The sequence below is a fragment of the Bradyrhizobium sp. McL0615 genome, from assembly GCF_049993905.1.
Lineage (GTDB): Bacteria > Pseudomonadota > Alphaproteobacteria > Rhizobiales > Xanthobacteraceae > Bradyrhizobium.
The window spans coordinates 3,558,715-3,576,544 of record NZ_CP188254.1; the positions used below are offsets into that span (position 1 = coordinate 3,558,715).

15 protein-coding genes and 1 pseudogene are annotated in these 17,830 nt (G+C 61.9%); 5 read left to right on the forward strand and 11 right to left on the reverse strand.

Features of this window, described 5'->3' with window-relative positions:
* The first annotated feature begins 87 nt into the window (after window positions 1-87).
* A complete protein-coding gene (locus ACPPVP_RS16815) occupies window positions 88-1,437 on the forward strand; it encodes an 8-oxoguanine deaminase (protein ID WP_426536173.1) in 1,350 nt (449 codons plus the stop codon).
* 227 nt (window positions 1,438-1,664) lie between these two features.
* Here the strand turns inward: ACPPVP_RS16815 and ACPPVP_RS16820 are convergent, their stop codons facing one another.
* The 4 genes from ACPPVP_RS16820 to ACPPVP_RS16835 form a co-directional block, all read right to left on the reverse strand.
* Complete coding sequence (locus ACPPVP_RS16820; protein WP_426536175.1) at window positions 1,665-2,744, reverse strand: BMP family ABC transporter substrate-binding protein; 1,080 nt, start codon at window positions 2,742-2,744, stop codon at window positions 1,665-1,667.
* Window positions 2,745-2,819: 75 nt separating this feature from the next.
* Window positions 2,820-3,737: an ABC transporter permease gene (locus tag ACPPVP_RS16825; protein WP_426536177.1), complete on the reverse strand. Its 918-nt coding sequence runs from the start codon at window positions 3,735-3,737 to the stop codon at window positions 2,820-2,822.
* Window positions 3,724-4,815, reverse strand: a complete 1,092-nt coding sequence (locus ACPPVP_RS16830; RefSeq protein ID WP_426536179.1) for an ABC transporter permease — start codon at window positions 4,813-4,815, stop codon at window positions 3,724-3,726. The genes ACPPVP_RS16825 and ACPPVP_RS16830 overlap by 14 nt, the downstream gene beginning before the upstream one ends.
* Window positions 4,799-6,370, reverse strand: a complete 1,572-nt coding sequence (locus tag ACPPVP_RS16835; protein ID WP_426536181.1) for an ABC transporter ATP-binding protein — start codon at window positions 6,368-6,370, stop codon at window positions 4,799-4,801. The genes ACPPVP_RS16830 and ACPPVP_RS16835 overlap by 17 nt, the downstream gene beginning before the upstream one ends.
* Window positions 6,371-6,945: 575 nt before the next feature.
* On the opposite strand from ACPPVP_RS16835, the gene ACPPVP_RS16840 reads away from it, so the two are divergent.
* A complete protein-coding gene (locus ACPPVP_RS16840; RefSeq protein ID WP_426536183.1) occupies window positions 6,946-8,058 on the forward strand; it encodes a hypothetical protein in 1,113 nt (370 codons plus the stop codon).
* Between the two features lie 215 nt (window positions 8,059-8,273).
* Here the strand turns inward: ACPPVP_RS16840 and ACPPVP_RS16845 are convergent, their stop codons facing one another.
* The 7 genes from ACPPVP_RS16845 to ACPPVP_RS16875 all read right to left on the reverse strand — a co-directional run bounded on the left by ACPPVP_RS16845 (window position 8,274) and on the right by ACPPVP_RS16875 (window position 15,536).
* Window positions 8,274-8,774 (reverse strand): nucleoside deaminase, encoded by a 501-nt coding sequence (locus tag ACPPVP_RS16845; protein ID WP_426536185.1) that lies wholly within the window; start codon window positions 8,772-8,774, stop codon window positions 8,274-8,276.
* A complete protein-coding gene (locus tag ACPPVP_RS16850; RefSeq protein WP_426536187.1) occupies window positions 8,774-10,306 on the reverse strand; it encodes an ABC transporter ATP-binding protein in 1,533 nt (510 codons plus the stop codon). Before ACPPVP_RS16850 ends, ACPPVP_RS16845 begins: the two co-directional genes overlap by 1 nt.
* Window positions 10,303-10,986 carry a cysteine hydrolase family protein gene (locus tag ACPPVP_RS16855; protein ID WP_426536189.1) on the reverse strand — a complete coding sequence of 228 codons (684 nt, stop codon included), beginning with the start codon at window positions 10,984-10,986 and terminating at the stop codon, window positions 10,303-10,305. The genes ACPPVP_RS16850 and ACPPVP_RS16855 overlap by 4 nt, the downstream gene beginning before the upstream one ends.
* Window positions 10,987-10,999: 13 nt before the next feature.
* A complete protein-coding gene (locus ACPPVP_RS16860; RefSeq protein WP_426536190.1) occupies window positions 11,000-11,926 on the reverse strand; it encodes an ABC transporter permease in 927 nt (308 codons plus the stop codon).
* A gap of 1 nt (window position 11,927) precedes the next feature.
* The gene (locus ACPPVP_RS16865; RefSeq protein ID WP_426536192.1) at window positions 11,928-13,037 is read right to left on the reverse strand and encodes an ABC transporter permease; all 1,110 of its coding nucleotides are present in this window, start codon (window positions 13,035-13,037) and stop codon (window positions 11,928-11,930) included.
* On the reverse strand, window positions 13,034-14,146 hold the full coding sequence (locus ACPPVP_RS16870; protein ID WP_426536194.1) for a BMP family ABC transporter substrate-binding protein: 1,113 nt from the start codon (window positions 14,144-14,146) through the stop codon (window positions 13,034-13,036). Before ACPPVP_RS16870 ends, ACPPVP_RS16865 begins: the two co-directional genes overlap by 4 nt.
* A gap of 373 nt (window positions 14,147-14,519) precedes the next feature.
* Window positions 14,520-15,536 (reverse strand): formamidase, encoded by a 1,017-nt coding sequence (locus ACPPVP_RS16875; protein ID WP_426536196.1) that lies wholly within the window; start codon window positions 15,534-15,536, stop codon window positions 14,520-14,522.
* A gap of 264 nt (window positions 15,537-15,800) precedes the next feature.
* Between ACPPVP_RS16875 and ACPPVP_RS16880 the strand changes: the two are divergent.
* The 3 genes and pseudogenes from ACPPVP_RS16880 to ACPPVP_RS16890 all read left to right on the forward strand — a co-directional run.
* Window positions 15,801-16,172: pseudogene (locus ACPPVP_RS16880) on the forward strand (sugar phosphate isomerase/epimerase family protein); the annotation flags it as partial.
* Window positions 16,173-16,177: 5 nt separating this feature from the next.
* Window positions 16,178-16,399, forward strand: a complete 222-nt coding sequence (locus tag ACPPVP_RS16885) for a hypothetical protein (RefSeq protein WP_426538455.1) — start codon at window positions 16,178-16,180, stop codon at window positions 16,397-16,399.
* 19 nt (window positions 16,400-16,418) lie between these two features.
* Window positions 16,419-17,705: an ABC transporter substrate-binding protein gene (locus ACPPVP_RS16890; RefSeq protein ID WP_426536198.1), complete on the forward strand. Its 1,287-nt coding sequence runs from the start codon at window positions 16,419-16,421 to the stop codon at window positions 17,703-17,705.
* Window positions 17,706-17,830: the final 125 nt, after the last annotated feature.

Sequence of the window (17,830 nt, forward strand, 5' to 3'; positions counted from 1 at the left end):
CCAATTGCCAATCCCGTTGGGATGGTCTTTGCATCGTGTAAAGGGGAGGGTGTTCGCCAAGACGCCCTTCGCAAATCAGGTGGGATCATGGACCAAACGCAGGCGATCTGGATCAAGGATCCGCTTTCCATTTTCGCCGACGGCGCCGAACGCGGCATTGTGATCCGTGGTGGCAAAATCGTCGAGCTGGTGCCGCGCGGCCGGGAACCTTCGACCGCCCAAGCCACCGTATATGACGCCGGCGCCCACGTCGTGCTGCCCGGCTTGATCAACACCCATCATCATTTCTACCAGACGCTGACCCGGGCGCTGCCGGCGGCGCTCGATCGCGAACTGTTTCCGTGGCTGCAGGCGCTCTATCCGGTCTGGGCGCGGCTGACGCCGGAATCGCTCCATCTCGGCGTCACCGTGGCGATGTCCGAATTGCTGCTGTCGGGCTGCACTACCACGACCGATCACCATTACGTGTTTCCGGCAGGGCTCGAGGACGCCATCGATATCGAGGTCGCGGCCGCACAACGGCTCGGCATCCGCGTGCTGCTGACGCGCGGCTCGATGGACCGCTCCCAGAAGGATGGCGGCCTGCCGCCCGACAGCGTCGTGCAGGACGAGGATACGATTTTGGCCGACAGCGAACGCGTGGTGGCGAAACACCACCAGCGCGGTGAGGATGCGATGGTGCAGATCGCGCTGGCGCCATGCTCGCCGTTTTCGGTGACGACCTCGCTGATGCGCGCGACCGCCACCCTTGCAGACAAGCTCGACGTCCGCCTGCACACGCATCTGGCCGAAACCGAGGACGAGAACAAATTCTGCGAACAGATGCATGGCTGCCGGCCGCTCGACTATCTCGAACAATGCGGCTGGCTCCATGCGCGGACCTGGCTGGCCCATGGCATCTTCTTCAATTCCGACGAGATGAAGCGGCTCGGCAAGGCCAGGACAGCCATCAGCCATTGCGCCTGCAGCAACCAAATTCTCGCGTCGGGCTGCTGCCCGGTCTGCGAGATGGAGGAGGCGGGGGTTTCGATCGGTCTCGGCGTCGACGGCTCGGCCTCGAACGATGAATCCAATCTGATGCAGGAAGTCCGTGCTGCGTTCCTGCTGCAACGGGCGCGCTATGGCGTTTCCCGCGTCAGCCACAGGGACGCGCTGCGCTGGGCGACCAAAGGATCTGCCGCCTGCATCGGACGGCCTGAGCTCGGCGAAATCGCGGTCGGCAAGGCCGCCGACCTCGCATTGTTCAAGCTCGACGAGCTACGCTTCTCCGGTCACGGCGATCCGCTGGCGGCGCTGGTGCTATGCGGCGCGCATCGTGCCGACCGGGTAATGGTCGGCGGCAAATGGGTTGTGACTGATGGCGCGATCCCAGGTCTCGACGTATCAGACCTGATCCGCCGCCACAGCGCCGCCGCCCGCGCGATGCATCAGGGGTAAGGATTCCCCGATGCGCCATTGCACATCTGTAGCCTGCCCCAAGAGGCGCATCCGGGAATGACGAGCAGAGATTTGCAATGTCGATTTCTAACTAGATCTTGCGTTTTCGGATGGCGCGAGGCCCCATTCCTACTTTGCATGGGGTTGTTTTCGCAATTTTCTGACCGTCGAAGCGATCCGACCTCTCCCCGCAAAGGGGACGGAGAGAGGTAAGAGCGGCGTCCCGACTACTTGCCTGGGATCTTGTCGTCGATGCCCTTCACATAAAAATTCATGCCGAGCACCTGGCCGTCGTCGAGATGGGTGCCGCCCTTGCATTCGACTTCCTTGCCGTCCTGGCCGATGACTGGGCATTTGAACGGCTGCAGCTTGCCTTCGGTGATGGCAGCTTCGGTGTCCATCGCCAGCTTTTTCACGTCGTCGGGCATGTTGGTGTACGGCGCCATGACGACGAGCTTGCTCTTCAGGCCGCCCCAGAAATCTTCCGACTTCCAGGTGCCGTCGAGCTCGGCCTTGACGCGCTCGGTATAGTAGGGACCCCAATTGTCCATGATCGAGGTGAGCTGTGTCTTCGGCCCGAACTTGATCATCTCGGAATCCTGGCCGAAGGCGAGTTTGCCGCGCTCGGCAGCGACCTGCATCGCGGCCGGTGAGTCGGTGTGCTGCATGATCACATCGGCGCCCTGGTCGAGCAGCGCCTTGGCGGCGTCGGCTTCCTTGCCGGGATCGAACCAAGTGTTGGCCCAGATGATCTTGATCTTGATATTGGGATTGATCGTCTGCGCGCCGAGGATGGTGGCGTTGATGCCGGAGATCACTTCCGGAATCGGGAACGAGGCGATATAGCCCAGCACGCCGGATGGCGACATCTTGGCAGCGATAATGCCCTGGATGTAGCGGCCTTCGTAGAACCGGCCGGAATAGGTCGACATGTTAGGATTGCGCTTGTAGCCGGTGGCATGCTCGAAATGCACGTTGGGATATTTCTTGGCGACCTTGAGCGTCGGCTCCATGTAGCCGAACGACGTCGTGAAGATCAGCTTGTTGCCGGCGCGCGCCAATTGCTCGATCGAACGTTCGGAGTCAGGGCCTTCGCTGACATTCTCCAGGAACGTGGTTTCGACCTTGTCGCCGAGTTCCTTGAGCATTGCGAGGCGACCGAGGTCGTGCTGGTAGGTCCAGCCGAGATCGCCGACCGGGCCGAGATAGATGAATCCGACTTTGAGCTTGTCGGCGGCGGAAGCGCCGAACAGGCCTGCTCCGGTGGCGAGCACCGCTGCGGTCGCCGCGATGATAATCTTGCGCATGCATTTCTCCGTTTTACTGACGGGTGAAGCATCTCTCCCGATGCGCGGCGCCCCGTCGCGCGCGCTTCGGGCACGTTACCGGTCGGGCACGAACACGGTCCCAAGCGCCGCAGGCGCGGTCGAGCCGCCGGTTCGTGCACGTGAAATCAGGACAAGGACAATGATGGTTGCGAGATACGGCAATGCCGACATCAATTGCGAGGGGACACCGACGCCCCAGCCCTGCGCGTGCAGCTGAAGTATCGTCACCGCGCCGAACAGATAGGCGCCGATCACCAGGCGCCCTGGCAGCCAGGATGCGAACACGACCAGCGCCAGCGCGATCCACCCGCGGCCTGCGGTCATGCCGGGAATGAAGAAGGGCGTATAGGCAAGCGGCAGATAGGCTCCGGCTAGGCCTGCGCAGCCGCCGCCAAACATCACCGCGAACATCCGGATCCTGAGCACGGGGTAGCCGAGCGCATGCGCGGAAGCGTGGTTGTCGCCGGCCGCGCGCAGGATCAGTCCCGACCGCGTCTTGTAGAGGAAGAACCAGACGCCAACGACCAGCGCTAGCGAGAGGTACACGAAGGCGTCCTCGCCGAACAAAATACGCCCGACCAGCGGGATATCGGTAAGGCCGGGAATATGGAGATGCGGCGCCAGCGAAATCTTTTCACCGACGAAGCGGGAGCCAATCAGGCCCGAAAGGCCGATGCCGAGAATGGTCAGTGCGAGACCGGTGGCGACCTGGTTGACCGCAAGCCCCAGCGTCATCAGCGCGAAGATCAACGACATCAGAATGCCGGCGACGATGCCGCACAGCGCGCCGATGATGACCGAACCGGTGAGCCAGGCGCCGCCGAAGCCGCAGGCCGCGCCCACGATCATCATGCCCTCGACGCCAAGATTGAGCACGCCGGCGCGTTCGGTCACGAGCTCGCCGGTCGCAGCCAGCAGCAGCGGCGTGGAGGCCGCCAGCACCGCAAGGATGATGGCTTCAATGAGCCCCACTGGACACCTTTGGTGACGCGAAAATGAGCTTGAACCGGTAGAGGATGAGGGAATCGCAGGCGAGCACGAAGAACAGCAGAATGCCCTGGAACACCTTGGTGACGTCCAACGGGATTTTCATTGCGATCTGCGCCTGCTCGCCGCCGATGAAAGTGAGTGCGAGAAAAAGTCCTGCAATTAATATTCCAATCGGGTTCAGCCGCCCCAGAAACGCGACGATGATCGCGGTGAAACCGTAGCCCGGGGAGATGCCCGGCTGCAGATGTCCGACGGGACCGGCGACCTCGATGATCCCGGCCAAGCCCGCCAGCGCGCCCGAGATCGCGAAGGTCAGCAAGATCAATTGGTTGGAATTGAAACCGCCGAAGCGCGCGGCGCGTGGCGCGGCGCCGACGACGCGGATTTCAAAGCCCTTGATGGTCTTGGCGAGCAGCACCGCGCCGGCGGCGACCACCACCAGCGCAAGGACACCGCCGAGGTGCAGCCGTCCGCCTTCGATCAGCACCGGCACGGTCGCGACCGGATCGAACTCGGCGGTGGTCGGGAAGTTAAAGCCCTTCGGGTCGCGCCAGGGGCCGCGTACGAGATAGTCGAGCAGGAGATCGGCGACATAGACCAGCATCAGGCTGGTGAGGATTTCGCTGGCGCCGAACCTGACCTTGCAGATCGCCGGGATCAGAGCATAGAGCGCGCCGCCGGCGGCCGCCAGCACCATCATGGCCGGCAATACCCAGGGCCCGGCGTCCGTACCTTGCGTCTTCACCGCAAGCCAGCTGCCGGCGACGGCGCCGATCAGGAATTGGCCTTCGGCGCCGATATTCCAGGCATTGGCGAGGTAGCAGAATGAGAGGCCGATCGCGATCATCACCAGCGGCGTCGCCTTCACCGCGATCTCCTGTAGCGAATAGCTGTCGGTGAGGGGATCGATGAAGTAGACACCGAGCGCGGTGACCGGATTTTTGCCGAGGATCGCAAACAGGACGCTCATGGTCACCAGCGTCAGGCCGATCGCGATCAGCGGCGAAACCAGCGCGATCGTGTTGGACCGTTCGGCGCGCTTTTCAAGCACCAGCTGCATGCGCCGCTTCCTTCTGATCCAATGTGCTCCCGCCCATCAGCAGGCCGAGTTTCTCGCGGCTCGCATCTTGCGTTGCCATCGGCGCCGACAGATGGCCGTGGAACATCACGGCGATGCGGTCGGTGATTTCGGCGAGCTCGTCGAGATCCTGGCTCGTGACCAGCACTGCGGCGCCGCTGGCTGCGAGATCGAGCAGGGCCTGCCGGATCACGGCGGCGGCGCCCGCATCCACGCCCCAGGTCGGCTGGCTCACGACCAGGACCACCGGGTTGCGCAGGATTTCGCGGCCGACGATGAATTTTTGCAGATTGCCGCCGGAGAGGCTGGCGGCTTCGGGATCGCGCTTGGCCTTGCGCACGTCGAAGGTCTCGGTGGCGCGGTCGACGGTCTTCAGGGTCGCGGCGGTATTGACGAAGCCGTGCTGGACCATGCCGGAGGCGGCATGACCGGTCAGCAGCGCATTCTCGGAAAGCTTCATCCGCGGTGCGGTGCCGTGGCCTAGTCTTTCCTCGGGAACGAAGGCCGCGCCAAGCTTGCGCCGCTGGGTGATCGAAAGGTGCCCTGCAGCTTGTCCGTCGATGACGACCGTGCCGAGGTCCTGCGCCAGTCGTTCTCCCGACAGCGCGGCGAAAAGTTCGTCCTGGCCGTTTCCGGCGACGCCGGCGATGCCCAGGATTTCGCCACCCTTGAGTTCAAACGAAATGTGCTGAAGCCGCACGCCGTGGGGATCATCCGGCGCAAGGTTGAGGTCGTTGACGACCAGCCGCGGCACGGTGGTTTGTCGGTTGGCGGCGGCCTTCACCTCCTTGATCTCGCTGCCGACCATCATCCGCGCGAGCGAGGCCGCCGTCTCCGTCTTGGGATTGCAGGTCGAGATTTTCTTGCCGCCGCGCAGGATGGTGGCGGTGTCGCAGAGCCGTTTCACCTCTTCCAGCTTGTGGCTGATGTAGAGGATCGCGCGCCCCTCGGCCTTGAGGCGATCGAGCACGGTGAAGAGCTGGTCGGCCTCCTGCGGTGTCAGCACCGCGGTCGGCTCGTCGAGGATCAGGAATTTCGGATTTTGCATCAGCGTGCGCACGATCTCGATGCGCTGGCGCTCGCCGACGGACAATTGCCAGACCTCGCGCTTGGGATCGAGCGGAAGCCCGTAAATACGGGATACTTGCTCAAGGCGGGCCGACATGTCCTTGAAGGATTCCTTGCCGTCGAGCCCGAGCGCTACGTTTTCCGCCACGGTAAGATTGTCGAACAGCGAGAAATGCTGGAACACCATGCCGATGCCGCGGGCGCGTGCTTCCGAGGGGCCGGACAAAACCATCTTCTCGCCCTGCCAGCGCATTTCGCCTTCGCTCGGCTGGATCAATCCATAGATGGTTTTGACCAGCGTCGACTTGCCTGCGCCGTTCTCGCCAAGCAGCGCGTGGATCTGCTGCGGCCAGATATCGATATCGATCGCCTCATTCGCGAGGAACGTGCCATAGCGCTTGGTCAGGCCAACCGTCTGGAGCAGCGGCGTGGCACCCATCTGCGGCGCGGCAGGCGTCGAGTCCAGCATTCGTGGTCACACGTCCCAGGGAATGGATGCCTCAATATTGGGCTAGTTTAGGCCTGCGTGTAAGTAGGGAAAAAGCGCCAGCCTTTGCTCAACGCTTCGGCAGGCGACGGCCTCTCGTGATTCCCGGTTGGTTCAATGTTTGAAGTGTTTGCGGATCGTCGCGCACCGACCAGCCTCGGGACAAGCACGGAAGGCTTGTTGCAGAATTGTAACGGTCCAGACAATTCGAAACGGCCTAGTCAGCGTTGACGCGAAGTTGAGCAGTTTTGTCGCAGCTGTGTACGCGTGGCTGCGACCGCGGCATTTTTAGGATTCGGCTTCTTTGTCCTGCGCCCTAACGTCGCAGAAAGCCTGTGGACTCAGGCCTAAGGCGAAAAAACCGGTTCTACTAAAGGTTGCCTTGCGTGCTTCGCCAACCCGACGGCCTCCTCCACAAAGCGCTGATACGCCGATTGGTCCTGATGAAACTTGCATCAAGCCCTGGGGAATCTTGAGGCTTCTCACTTTATTCGATGCGCGCAAGGCTTGCTTCCAAGGGCCTCGATCAGTCGATCGTCAATTTGGGGGTAATTGGGATGTCGCGTCTTCGTCGAACATTGGCAGCAGCGGCGCTGTCACTCGCAACGTTTCTGCCGGCCGGCTTTGCCAGTGCCGCCGACCTGCCGGTCAAGGCCAAGGCAGCTCCGGATCTTCCGTGGTTCATCCTGATCGATAACCGGGTGACGTTCTCCTACATTTTCACTGCCTCGCAACCGGGTATGTTCTCGGTCAACCCGAACGGCACGGTCAACGCCAAGACGGCGAAGCAGGTCTACTCCTTTACCCATTTCGACATCTGGCAGTACGGCCAGAACTTCTTCACGATCTCGCTCTATAAATCGGATCATAACGATCCGGCCGCGCCCTGCATCAATGCCGGCATCAGTTCGGCCTTCCTGCCGGCTACCTGTGCTGGCGCCACCGAAATCTACGGCCTGTTCCGTTCGACTTTCGGCTTCAACCAAATCTTCAATACCAAGGCCTTCACCATGGGGCCGCTGCAGAATGTCTCGTTCGAAGTCGGCATGGATGCCAACACCGAGAACCGCTTCTTCGGCGCGGCCAAGCGTGACGTCGTCGCCGGTCTGCAGTTCGAATTCGCGCTACCTTACAAGGGCTATGTCAACGTCTCGCCCTTGATGTACTATGAGTTCGCCAACCATAATTCCTTCGCTCAGTGCAACAGCGGCTTCTCCGGTCCCTTGCCGGGCGTGACCTGCCTTGCCAACGGCAACACTTCATACAAGCCGACGTGGGCGGTGGAAGTGAACTACTACATGGATCTCGGCTTCCTGCCGGAGAACATGCAGTATTTCTCGATCAGCGGCCGCGCCGGCTGGTACGGCAAGAAGGGTTCGGACACGGAACCGCTTCCGGCGCTGGGTGCCGTGAACGGTGCCTTCCCGACGGCGATCGAACTCAACTCTGAACCGATCCGGCTGACCTTCGATGCTTCGAAGGCGATCTGGGGTCCGAAATGGTCTCACTACGTGGACGTCTGGGTTGCCTATCGCTACTGGCAGAACAAGTTCGGCCTCGATCACAACGCTCCTTCAGCCGCGTGCTCTGCCACAGTCGGCGGGGTAACCCGTCCAAGCGGCGCCTGCACCGAGTCCTCGCTCTACTCCGGTATCACGGTGAAGTTCTGATCATCTGACCAGATCCCCAGGTGAAAACGATGGCGCCGCGATGTTCCCCGCGGCGCCATCTTCTCGTTCTTCCTTTCGTCATGCCCGGCCTTGTGCCGGGCATCCACGTCCTTGCAGTCTGGCGGCACGAAAGACGTGGATGGCCGGGCACTGGCGAGCGCAAGCGCCGCGGTCCTTCGGCTATGCCCGGCCATGACGAAGGAGCAACCGAATAACTATTTCGTCCACACCCCGGCATGCACGGCCGCGGCCTCGTCCTCCAGCAGGGGGCCGACGACTTCGGTCGACCGCTGGCCGCTGGCAAAGACCGCGCGGCACGGCAAATCGAGCGTTGGATTTTCCGGGTGGTTGCCGGTCAACTTCCGCAAGCGGTGTTCGCTGAGGCCGTAGACCAGCCGGCCGATGCCGGCCCAGTAGATCGCGCCAGCACACATCGCGCAGGGTTCGGCGGACGAATAGAGCGTGGCGCTGCGCAGGAGGTTCGCGTCGATCGTCGTGCAGGCCTGCGTCGCCAGCAGCCGTTCGGCATGGGCGGTGCCGTCGTGGAAGGGCATGTAGCCGTTCTCGGCTTCGAGCAGCACCTTGCGGTTCTGGGTGACCAGGACAGCGCCAAAGGGATGATTGCCATGCGTCGTCGCACGGCGGGCCACGTCAAAGGATCGCCGCAGGAAATGCGCGTCGAGCTCCGATGGGGTCAGCGCCGAAATTTCCGCCACTAGTGTCCTGCCATATGCCGCCCGATCACGGTGAGATCGGCCTCGCTGGCGCGCGCTTCATGGACGAACTGGCCATGGAACATCACGACCAGACGATCCGACAATTCGAGCAGTTCGTCGAGATCCTCGCTGACCAGCAGCACCGCCGCGCCGCGGTTGCGTGCGGCCATGATCTCGGCGTGGATCTGGGCCACCGCGGCGAAATCGAGCCCGAAGCAGGGATTGGCGGCGATCAGCACCTCGACCTCGCCGCCGAGTTCCCGCGCCAGTACCGCACGCTGCACGTTGCCGCCCGACAGCGCTGAAATCGGGGTATCCGGCGTGCGGGTCTTGATCTTGTACAGCCCGATCTTGCGCTCGGCATCCTTGCGGAAAGCTGACCGGTTCAGCCACCAGCCGCTTTTGGCAAATGGTGCGCGGTCGAATTCGCGGAATGCGATGTTATCGGCCACGCTCATGCCGCCGACGCAGGCGTTTTTCAACGGCTCTTCGGGCAGCAAAGACATCTTGTGCCGGCGCATCTCCTCGCGGCTTGCATGATAGAGATCGCCGCGGACGCGGATCTCGCCGCTTTCGGCCTCGCGCTGGCCGGCCAGCACCTCGACAAGTTGCCGCTGGCCGTTGCCGGAGACGCCGGCGATCCCGACGATTTCGCCGCTGCGCACGGTGAGCGATACGCCGTGGACGGCGAGGGCGCCGGCATCGTCGAGGGCGGTGAGCTTGCTCAGTTCCAGTCTCGCGTCGCCGACTTTACCGACTCGCGGCGGCTGGACCGTCAACTGCTCGGCGCCGATCATGGTGCGGGCCATATCGTCAGGTGTGAGTTCTGCGACCTTGCCGCGCCCGGCCAGCTTGCCGCGACGCAGGATGGTCACCTCATCGGCAAACGCCATCACCTCACGGAATTTGTGTGTGATCATCAGGATGGTGAGATCGCCCGCCACGACCATGGCGCGCAGCATGCCCAGCACCTCGTCGGCCTCGCCCGGCGTCAGCACGGAGGTCGGCTCGTCGAGGATGAGAAAGCGCCGCTTCAAATAGAGCTGCTTAAGGATCTCGCATTTTTGCCGCTCGCCGGCGGAAATGTCGGAAACTTTGGCATCCAGCGGCACCTTGAACGGCATCCGCGACAGGAACGCCGCGAGCTGCTTCTTCTCCTTGGCCCAATCCACCACGGCCGGCACGTCGTCGCGCGCCAGCACCAGGTTTTCGGCGACCGTCATTGCCGGCACCAGCGTAAAGTGCTGGTAGACCATGCCGAGCCCGAGCGCATGCGCCTCCTTGGGATTGGCGATCGCCTGCTCGCGGCCGCCGACCAGTACGTCGCCTTCGGTCGCGCGGTAGTACCCCATGATGCACTTCACCAGCGTGCTCTTGCCGGCGCCGTTCTCGCCGAGCAACGCGTGGAAAGAGCCGGGACGAACCTTGAGTTCGACATTGTCGAGCGCGGTAAAGTCGCCGAAGCGCATGGTCATCGCAATCGCGTCGACGCCGAGCGCGCCACTGGGCAGCGGTGTTTCGCCGATGATCACGAGAGCGCTCCGATCAACGCCGTCGAGCTCGCGACCGCGCCGAATACGCCGCCCTGCATCTTGATCATTTTCAGCGCGTGATCGTGGTTGCTCTTGTCGGTTGCGGCACAGCAATCCTCGATAAGGACGCATTCGAAGCCTCGATCGTTGGCTTCCCGCATCGTGGTATGGACGCAGACGTCGGTGGTGATACCGGTCAGCACGATGTTCTCGATGCCGCGCAGCCGCAGCATCAGCTCGAGGTCGGTGGCGCAGAACGAGCCCTTGCCGGGCTTGTCGATGATGGGTTCGCCGGGGAGGGGTGCCAGATCCGGAATGATCTCCCAGCCGGGCTCGCCTCGCACCAGCACGCGGCCGCAGGGGCCGGGATCGCCGATACCTGCGCCGATCTGGCGCGAACGCCATTGCTTGTTGGCGGGCAGGTCGGTGAGATCAGGCCGATGTCCTTCGCGCGTATGGATGATGTGAAAGCCTTGCGCGCGCATCGTCGCGAGCAGCTTCTTGATCGGCTCGATCGGTGCCCGGGTCAGCGAAAGGTCATAGCCCATTTTATCGACATATCCGCCGACGCCGCAGAAATCGGTCTGCATGTCGATGATGATCAGCGCGGTGTTTTCCGGACGCAGGTCGCCATTATAGGGCCACGCATAGGGTTCGGATTTGATGTAGCGCTCAGCCATGGCTCGATCTCGCTTATCGGGTGATGGACAGTTCGGCCGGAGCGCCGGTCAGCGTGCGCTTCGGCGAGCAGGTGATGATCATGATTGCCAGTGTCAGGATGTAGGGCGCGGCGTTGAACAGATGATAGCCGGAGGTGACGCCGACCGACTGCAGCGCGGGTCCAAGTGCTGCGGCACCGCCAAAGGCCAGCGATGCCCACAGGCACAGCATCGGGTCCCAGCGCGCGAAGATGACCAGCGCTACCGCCGTGATGCCCTGACCGCTGGAGAGGCCCTCGTTCCAGCTGCCGGGATAGAACAGCGACAGGAATGAGCCGCCGATGCCGGCGAGAAATCCGCCGACCATGGTCGCGCGCAGGCGAATCCAGAGCACGGAATAACCCATCGCCCGTGCCGCATCCGAACTTTCGCCGGCGGTGCGGATCAGGAGACCCCAGCGCGTGGTCTTGAACGCCCAGAACAATATTGGCGCGATGGCGACGCCAATCAGGAACAACACGTTGATCCGCAACGCCGCGCGGACCTGGGGAATGTCGCTCCACCAGCCGAAATCGATCGCCGGCAAGCGCGCAGCGGTTGGCTCGATCAGCGGCTTGCCGAGATAGAACGCCAAACCCGTTCCGAACAGCATCAGCGCGATGCCGACGGCGATATCGTTGACCCGCGGCAGCGAACAGATGCCGGCATGCAATGCGCCTAGCAGCGCGCCGGTGATCCCCGCAGCAAATACGCCGAGCCAGGGCGAACCGGAGAGATAGGAGATGCCATAGGCGCTCATCGCACCCATCACCAGCGTGCCTTCAAGACCGAGATTGATGCGGCCGGAGCGTTCGGTAATGCATTCGCCGAGACTCACGAACAGGAACGGCGTGGAGACGCGGATGGCGCCGCCGAATACGGCGAGTGGAACGGTCCAAAGTCCGATCGATCCATCCGCCATGTCAGGATTTTCCTTTCAGGAAGCCGATCCGGCCGTACAGCGCGTCGCTGGCCAGCACGAACACGAAGATGATCCCCTGCAGCACCAGCACCGAGGCATCGGGCAGGCCGAGCCGGCGCTGCAGCAGCCCGCCGCTGGCGCTGATGCCGCCGAGCAAAATCGCGACGGGAATGATGGCCAGCGGATTGTGCCGCGCCAGGAAGGCGACGAGGATGCCGGTAAAACCATAGCCGGCGGCGAGATTGGCGTTGGTGCGGCCCTGCACGGCCGCGACCTCGATCATGCCTGCCAGACCAGCCGCGCCGCCTGCGAGAAAGCAGATCGTCAGGATCAATTTGCTGACGCCGAGGCCTACGATTTTCGCGGCGCGGATGTTGCCACCGGCTACGCGCGCGGCGAAGCCGAACACGGTGTGATAGATCAGGATGTAGGACGCAAACGCTGCGATCAGGCCGAATACCAACCCCCAATGCACGTCAGTGCCGGGAATGCTGCCGATCATGTTGGCCGCGCCGATTTCGCGGGTTGACGGTTTGTTGAGGCTGGCGGGATCGCGCATCATGCCCTCGACCAGATGGTTGAGGACGGCAAGGCCGATATAGACCAGCAGCAGGCTCGAGATCGTCTCGTTGACGCCGCGATATTGCCGGAGCGCACCCGATAGTGCGATCCAGAGACCGCCGCCGATGACACCGGCACACACCATCGCGGTTTGAACCACCAGCGGCGGCGCCCACGGCATCGCCAGCGCCACCGAGGTCGCCGACAATGCGCCGATCAGAAGCGCGCCTTCGCCGCCGATGATGACCATGCCAAGCTGCGCGGGCAACGCCGTGCACAGCGCCGTGAGGATCAAAGGCGCTGCGCGTGTCAGCGTGTTCTGCCAGGAGAACCAGGTACCGAACGCGCCCTGGTACATGTAAAAATACAGGTCGAGCGGGTTCTTGCCGAACAGGGCCACGAATACGCCGAATACGGCGAGCGCGCCGACCAGCGCCGCGCCGGGGATCAGGATGTATTCGATGGTGGAGCCGTAGCGCTGGAGGAAGCCGGCATCGGCGGCCGGAGCAACTCCGGCCGCGTCGAGGGGATCCACCGCGTCAGTGGTCACGAAGTCGCTCCAATCACGCCCTCGACCAGATAATCCATCTTCTCGAGTTCAGGATCCTTCTGGCCGCGATCGGTGCCGGCAGTGATCACTGCCTTGCCTTTATTATCCATGATCGGGCCCTTGAAGATGGTGTAGCCCTCCGCGGACAGGAACTTTGCCTTGATCTCGTCGGCGTGCTTGCGCGCTTCGGCCGAGACCGCCTCGCCATAGGGCGAGCACTTGACGATCTCTTCCTTCAGGCCGCCGCGATAGAAGTTCGGTATCGCTTCGCCGGCCGCGATCATCTTGACGAATTTCGGATAGAGCGCCTCCCAGTTCCACTCCGCGCCGGTCAGATAGGCCTTCGGCGCCAAAGGCGACTGGTTGACGTGATAGCCGCAGACCATCGCGCCGCGGCGAGCGGCGTTCTCGACCATGGTCTTCGGGCCGTCGACGTGACAGGTGAGGACATCAACGCCCTGGTCGATCAGGCTGTTGGTGGCTTCGGCTTCCTTGACGGGCATCGACCAGTCGCCGGTGAAGATCACCTGCGTGGTCGCCTTCGGGTTGGCGAGCCTGGCGCCGAGTGTGAAAGCGTTGATATTGCGCAGCACCTGCGGGATAGGCTTGGCCGCAACGAAGCCGAGTTTGCCGGTCTTGCTGGTGTAGCCGGCAACAATGCCGGAAATATACTGGGCTTCGTCGATATAGCCGAAATAGCTGCCGGCGTTCGTCGGATCCTTGTCGCTCCACAGGCCGCCGCAATGTTCGAAGCGAAGCTTCGGAAACTTCTTCGCTATCTTGATCATATGCGGGTTGTAGTATCCGAACGAGGTCGGGAACAGCAGCGTCGCGCCATCGAGATTGATCATCGACTCGATCGTCTTTTCGACGGCGTCGGTTTCGGGGACTTTTTCTTCCTCGACCACCTTGAGGCCGGGCAGCTTCTTCAGCGCCGCCGCGCCTTGCGCGTGCGCCTGGTTGTAACCGTAGTCGTCGCGCGAACCGACATAGATGAAGCCGATCGTGGTGTCGGCTGCCTGCGCGGAACGTGCACCAAACGCCGAACCAAGCGTCAGGGCCGCGCCGCCTTGCAACAAATGCCGTCGTGAAATCCTGCCAAAATCCATTGCCTGCTCCCTCTGGCGATCGGGTCGCCTGTCCTTTTCGCAGCCGCGCCGGGACGGCGGAGCTCAGAGAGATGTCGCAATCTTCGTGCCAGAGCCTTTCTCATGGTCATGCGCATGCAATATCTTGAATTACATCACGTATTTTAAATTCCCGGAGTTGGTTGAAAACTTGTGCAGCGGGGGATTGCCTAAATAATAATCGACATTCTTCTGTTGTATGCAATGGAGTTAAGCAATCTTTATTCCCGGCTTGGAGGAAAATCGGCGGCTGGATCGCCCGCAGCCTGGCATCGAAGGCGATGCCGGGCTGATCATTTGAGCGCCGTTGCCACGTCATTCGCGGGCGTGGGCTCAGGCGGACTAGAGGCCTGGGTCACTCGGCTGCCTTGGCGCTCTTTGGTCCGAACAGCCGGGTGGGCATAGGAAAACCGCACGATGTGCCGTCGGTCACCTTGACCTGATCTTCCCACGGCAAGCGGAATGTGCCGGCCACCATGTCCTGCATGAAAGTATAGGGACAATCCATCGCGCCGCCCTTCACCGCAACGTAACCGCGGTGCCAGAGCTGATAGATGTTGTTTTCGACGCCCCAGTGAATCCGTGCTTCGCGCACGAGATCGGGACGGACCTCGGCGGTGATGATCTCGTCGGCACGTCCTGTCGTGCCATGGGCAATGATGCTGCCGTCGAAATTCACGATCATGCCTTCGCCCATGGAATCGAATGAGCCATCCGATCCGCACATACAGACATTGGCTGTGACCATCAAATTCTGGAAAGCGTTGGCCTGATTGGTGAAGCGCCAGCTTTCGCGTATCGGCGCGGTGTAGCCGGCGGTGCGGATCATGATCTCTGCGCCCTTGTAAGCGCACTCGCGCGCCATCTCCGGGAACATGCCGTCGTGACAGATGATCAGCGCGATCTTCGCGCCCTTTGGTCCCTCGATCACGGGGATACCGATATCGCCGGGCTCCCACGGTTCGACCGGAATCCACGGATGGAGCTTTCGATAGTACAGCTTGATTTCGCCGTGATCGTCGATGATCAGCCCCGAATTGTAGGGGTTGCCGTCGGGATTGAACTCCATGATGGAGAAGCAGCCCCAGATCTTGTTGTCGACGCAAGCCTTCCGGAACGCCGCCACCTCGGGGCCGTCGAGACGGCACATGATTTCCGGATTGGTGTCCATCGACAAGCCGTGCAGGGAATACTCCGGGAATACGACCAGATCCATGGTGCCCAGATTGCGCCGCGCCTTGCCAACCATGTACACGATGCGCTCGGTCTGACGCGCCAGGTCTGCCGTGGTGACCACGACAGGCAATTGCAATTGAACGAGCCCGATGACGACGCCATCAGGCGATTTGTTGAGGCCGCCAAGTCCGTTCATGTCCCGGTTTCCTTTGCCGTTTGATCGCTTGCATGAAGCACCCAAAGCGAAACAAAGCCGATTTCGGCGGACGGTGACAGATTATTTTTCAGGCGACTGGCGAGCTGGCAGGCCCTGGCCTGCCAATGCTTCACTACTAGATCGGGGGAAAAAGCCCGTGATCGTGAGGCTGGCCGGTGCGATTTCATCAGTCCGTCACGTCGCTCGATTAGCTCCGTCTGCATGAAGCATGATCGAGCTATTGGAGCATCCATGGCCGCTAGTTTGGAAGCGCCGATCCTTGGCGCTGCGTTGACGAAAGAGACACTCGCCATTCAACGCGGCTGGATTCTTGAGAAGCAGCGCGATCTGGAAATTCAGGATTTTTTCAGCAGTGAGACGCTCGATGGGGATTGGCGTTCGGTCGGCGCGGAGATCCGCCGGTTGCTCGACGGTTACACGGGACGGCTTGGGATTCACGGCCCGTTCTGGGGATTCAAGATCGACAGCCAGGATCCGCTCATCCGCTCCGTCGTCACCAGGCGGCTTTTGCAGGGCCTGGAGGCGTGCGAGTTTGTCGGTGCGAGCCAGATGGTTATCCACTCGCCCTTCACGACATGGGATTACAACAATCTGGATATCAATCCGGGGTCCCGGCGGTCGTGGCCCATTGGAACGACTTGTTCTGGCCGCTCATCGCGGTGCGCCGCGAGGAAATTTCCACGCCGGCGCTCGGTATTCTGCTCTTCCGTGACGATGAAGCGGGGCAGTTCCTTGGTCCGCTGATGGCCGGGGCCGTGATTATCGTCGCTCCGCTTTTGCTTGCATTCCTGATCGCGCAGCGCCGGTTCATCGATGGCCTCGCTGTAACAACCATGAAGTAATCCAAAATGGAGATCGTCCGTGCCTGACCAAATCGCGTCCCGGCTGGGTTCAGCGCTCGCCGGCGTTTTCCTGATGGCCATCAGCGCGACCTCTGCGCGGGCGGAGGTCACGCTTGACGTGCTCTACACCACGCCAGGTACATTCAATACGCTGCATCAGGAATTGGCCAAACGTTTCACGGAGGCGAACCCCGACATCAAGGTAAAATTTCGCAATCCTGTGGCGAACTACGAGGAAGCCGCGCAGCAGATCCTGCGCGACCAGATCACCGGCCGCCTGCCGGATGTTGCCTTCAACGGGATCAACCAGATCGGCCTGTTCGTGGATCGTGGACTAGGCGCGCCTCTGGATGGTTTCGCGACGGCAGATGGTGGGGTTGCCGAACTCGGTTACTACCCGACGCTTGCGGCGCTCGGAAAATATAAGGGCAAGCTCTACGGTTTGCCGTTCGCCATCTCGACACCGGTACTCTACGTCAATGCCGATTTACTCGCCAAGGCTGGCACCGATGTATCGGCGCTTCCAAAGACCTGGCCGGAGCTTGTGGCTCTGGGCAAGGATATCGAAGCGAAAGCGGGCTCCGGAACTACAGGCTTCTACTATCAGTGGGAGCAAACCGGCAACTGGCTGTTCCAGTCGTTGGTGACGAGCAAGGGCGGCCGTATTCTCAAGGCCGACGGATGCAGCATCGCCTTCGATGACGCAAATGGGATGTGGGCGCTGAAGACGCTCGAAGCTTTCGGCAGATCGGGCATGCCGAACCTCGGGCTCGGTCAGGCACGGCAATCCTTCGTCGCCGGCAACGTCGCGATGGTTGCGGATTCGACATCCTATGTAGCCGCAGCCGAGCGGCAGATCGGTGGCCGCTTTCAGTTCAAAACCATAGCTTTTCCGCTCGCCGTCGCCGACGGACGCCTTCCTGCTGGCGGAAACGTCGCCATGGTTTTCGCAAAGGACGCCGAGCGCCAGAAGGCTGCCTGGAAATATGTAAAGTTCACCACCGGCCCGGTTGGCCAGACCGCGATGGTCAATTCCACCGGCTATATGCCCGGCAACGAGATCGCCGTGAAGACGCCGGACCTGCTCGGCGCTTTCTATGCAAGGAGCCCCAACCATCTGACCAGCATCCAGCAACTACCGCTGCTGACGGAATGGGCGTCCTTTCCAGGTGACAATTCGCTGAAAATTATCGAGGTGATCAAGCACCATATGGAGAGCCTGGTGACGGGCAAGCGTACGGCGGAGCAGGTGATGCCTGAGCTGGTTGGAGACGTGTCCAAGCTTCTGCCAAAGTGCGGCGGCTAGCTGGGGATCGAACGAACGGGGCGGGATCCAATCGGGCAGGTCACGCTTGCGATATTTGCGTTTTTGCATCGTTCGGCCTCATTATGCGTCCTTGATGGAACTCGGGACCGACGACGCAGCGAACC

Bases quoted from the DNA above. Each gene is read 5' to 3' on its own strand.
- ACPPVP_RS16815 (WP_426536173.1), top strand. From the start codon at position 88: ATGGACCAAACGCAGGCGATCTGGATCAAGGATCCGCTTTCCATTTTC.
- ACPPVP_RS16820 (WP_426536175.1), bottom strand. From the start codon at position 2,744: ATGCGCAAGATTATCATCGCGGCGACCGCAGCGGTGCTCGCCACCGGA.
- ACPPVP_RS16830 (WP_426536179.1), bottom strand. From the start codon at position 4,815: ATGCAGCTGGTGCTTGAAAAGCGCGCCGAACGGTCCAACACGATCGCG.
- ACPPVP_RS16835 (WP_426536181.1), bottom strand. From the start codon at position 6,370: ATGCTGGACTCGACGCCTGCCGCGCCGCAGATGGGTGCCACGCCGCTG.
- ACPPVP_RS16840 (WP_426536183.1), top strand. From the start codon at position 6,946: ATGTCGCGTCTTCGTCGAACATTGGCAGCAGCGGCGCTGTCACTCGCA.
- ACPPVP_RS16855 (WP_426536189.1), bottom strand. From the start codon at position 10,986: ATGGCTGAGCGCTACATCAAATCCGAACCCTATGCGTGGCCCTATAAT.
- ACPPVP_RS16860 (WP_426536190.1), bottom strand. From the start codon at position 11,926: ATGGCGGATGGATCGATCGGACTTTGGACCGTTCCACTCGCCGTATTC.
- ACPPVP_RS16870 (WP_426536194.1), bottom strand. From the start codon at position 14,146: ATGGATTTTGGCAGGATTTCACGACGGCATTTGTTGCAAGGCGGCGCG.
- ACPPVP_RS16875 (WP_426536196.1), bottom strand. From the start codon at position 15,536: ATGAACGGACTTGGCGGCCTCAACAAATCGCCTGATGGCGTCGTCATC.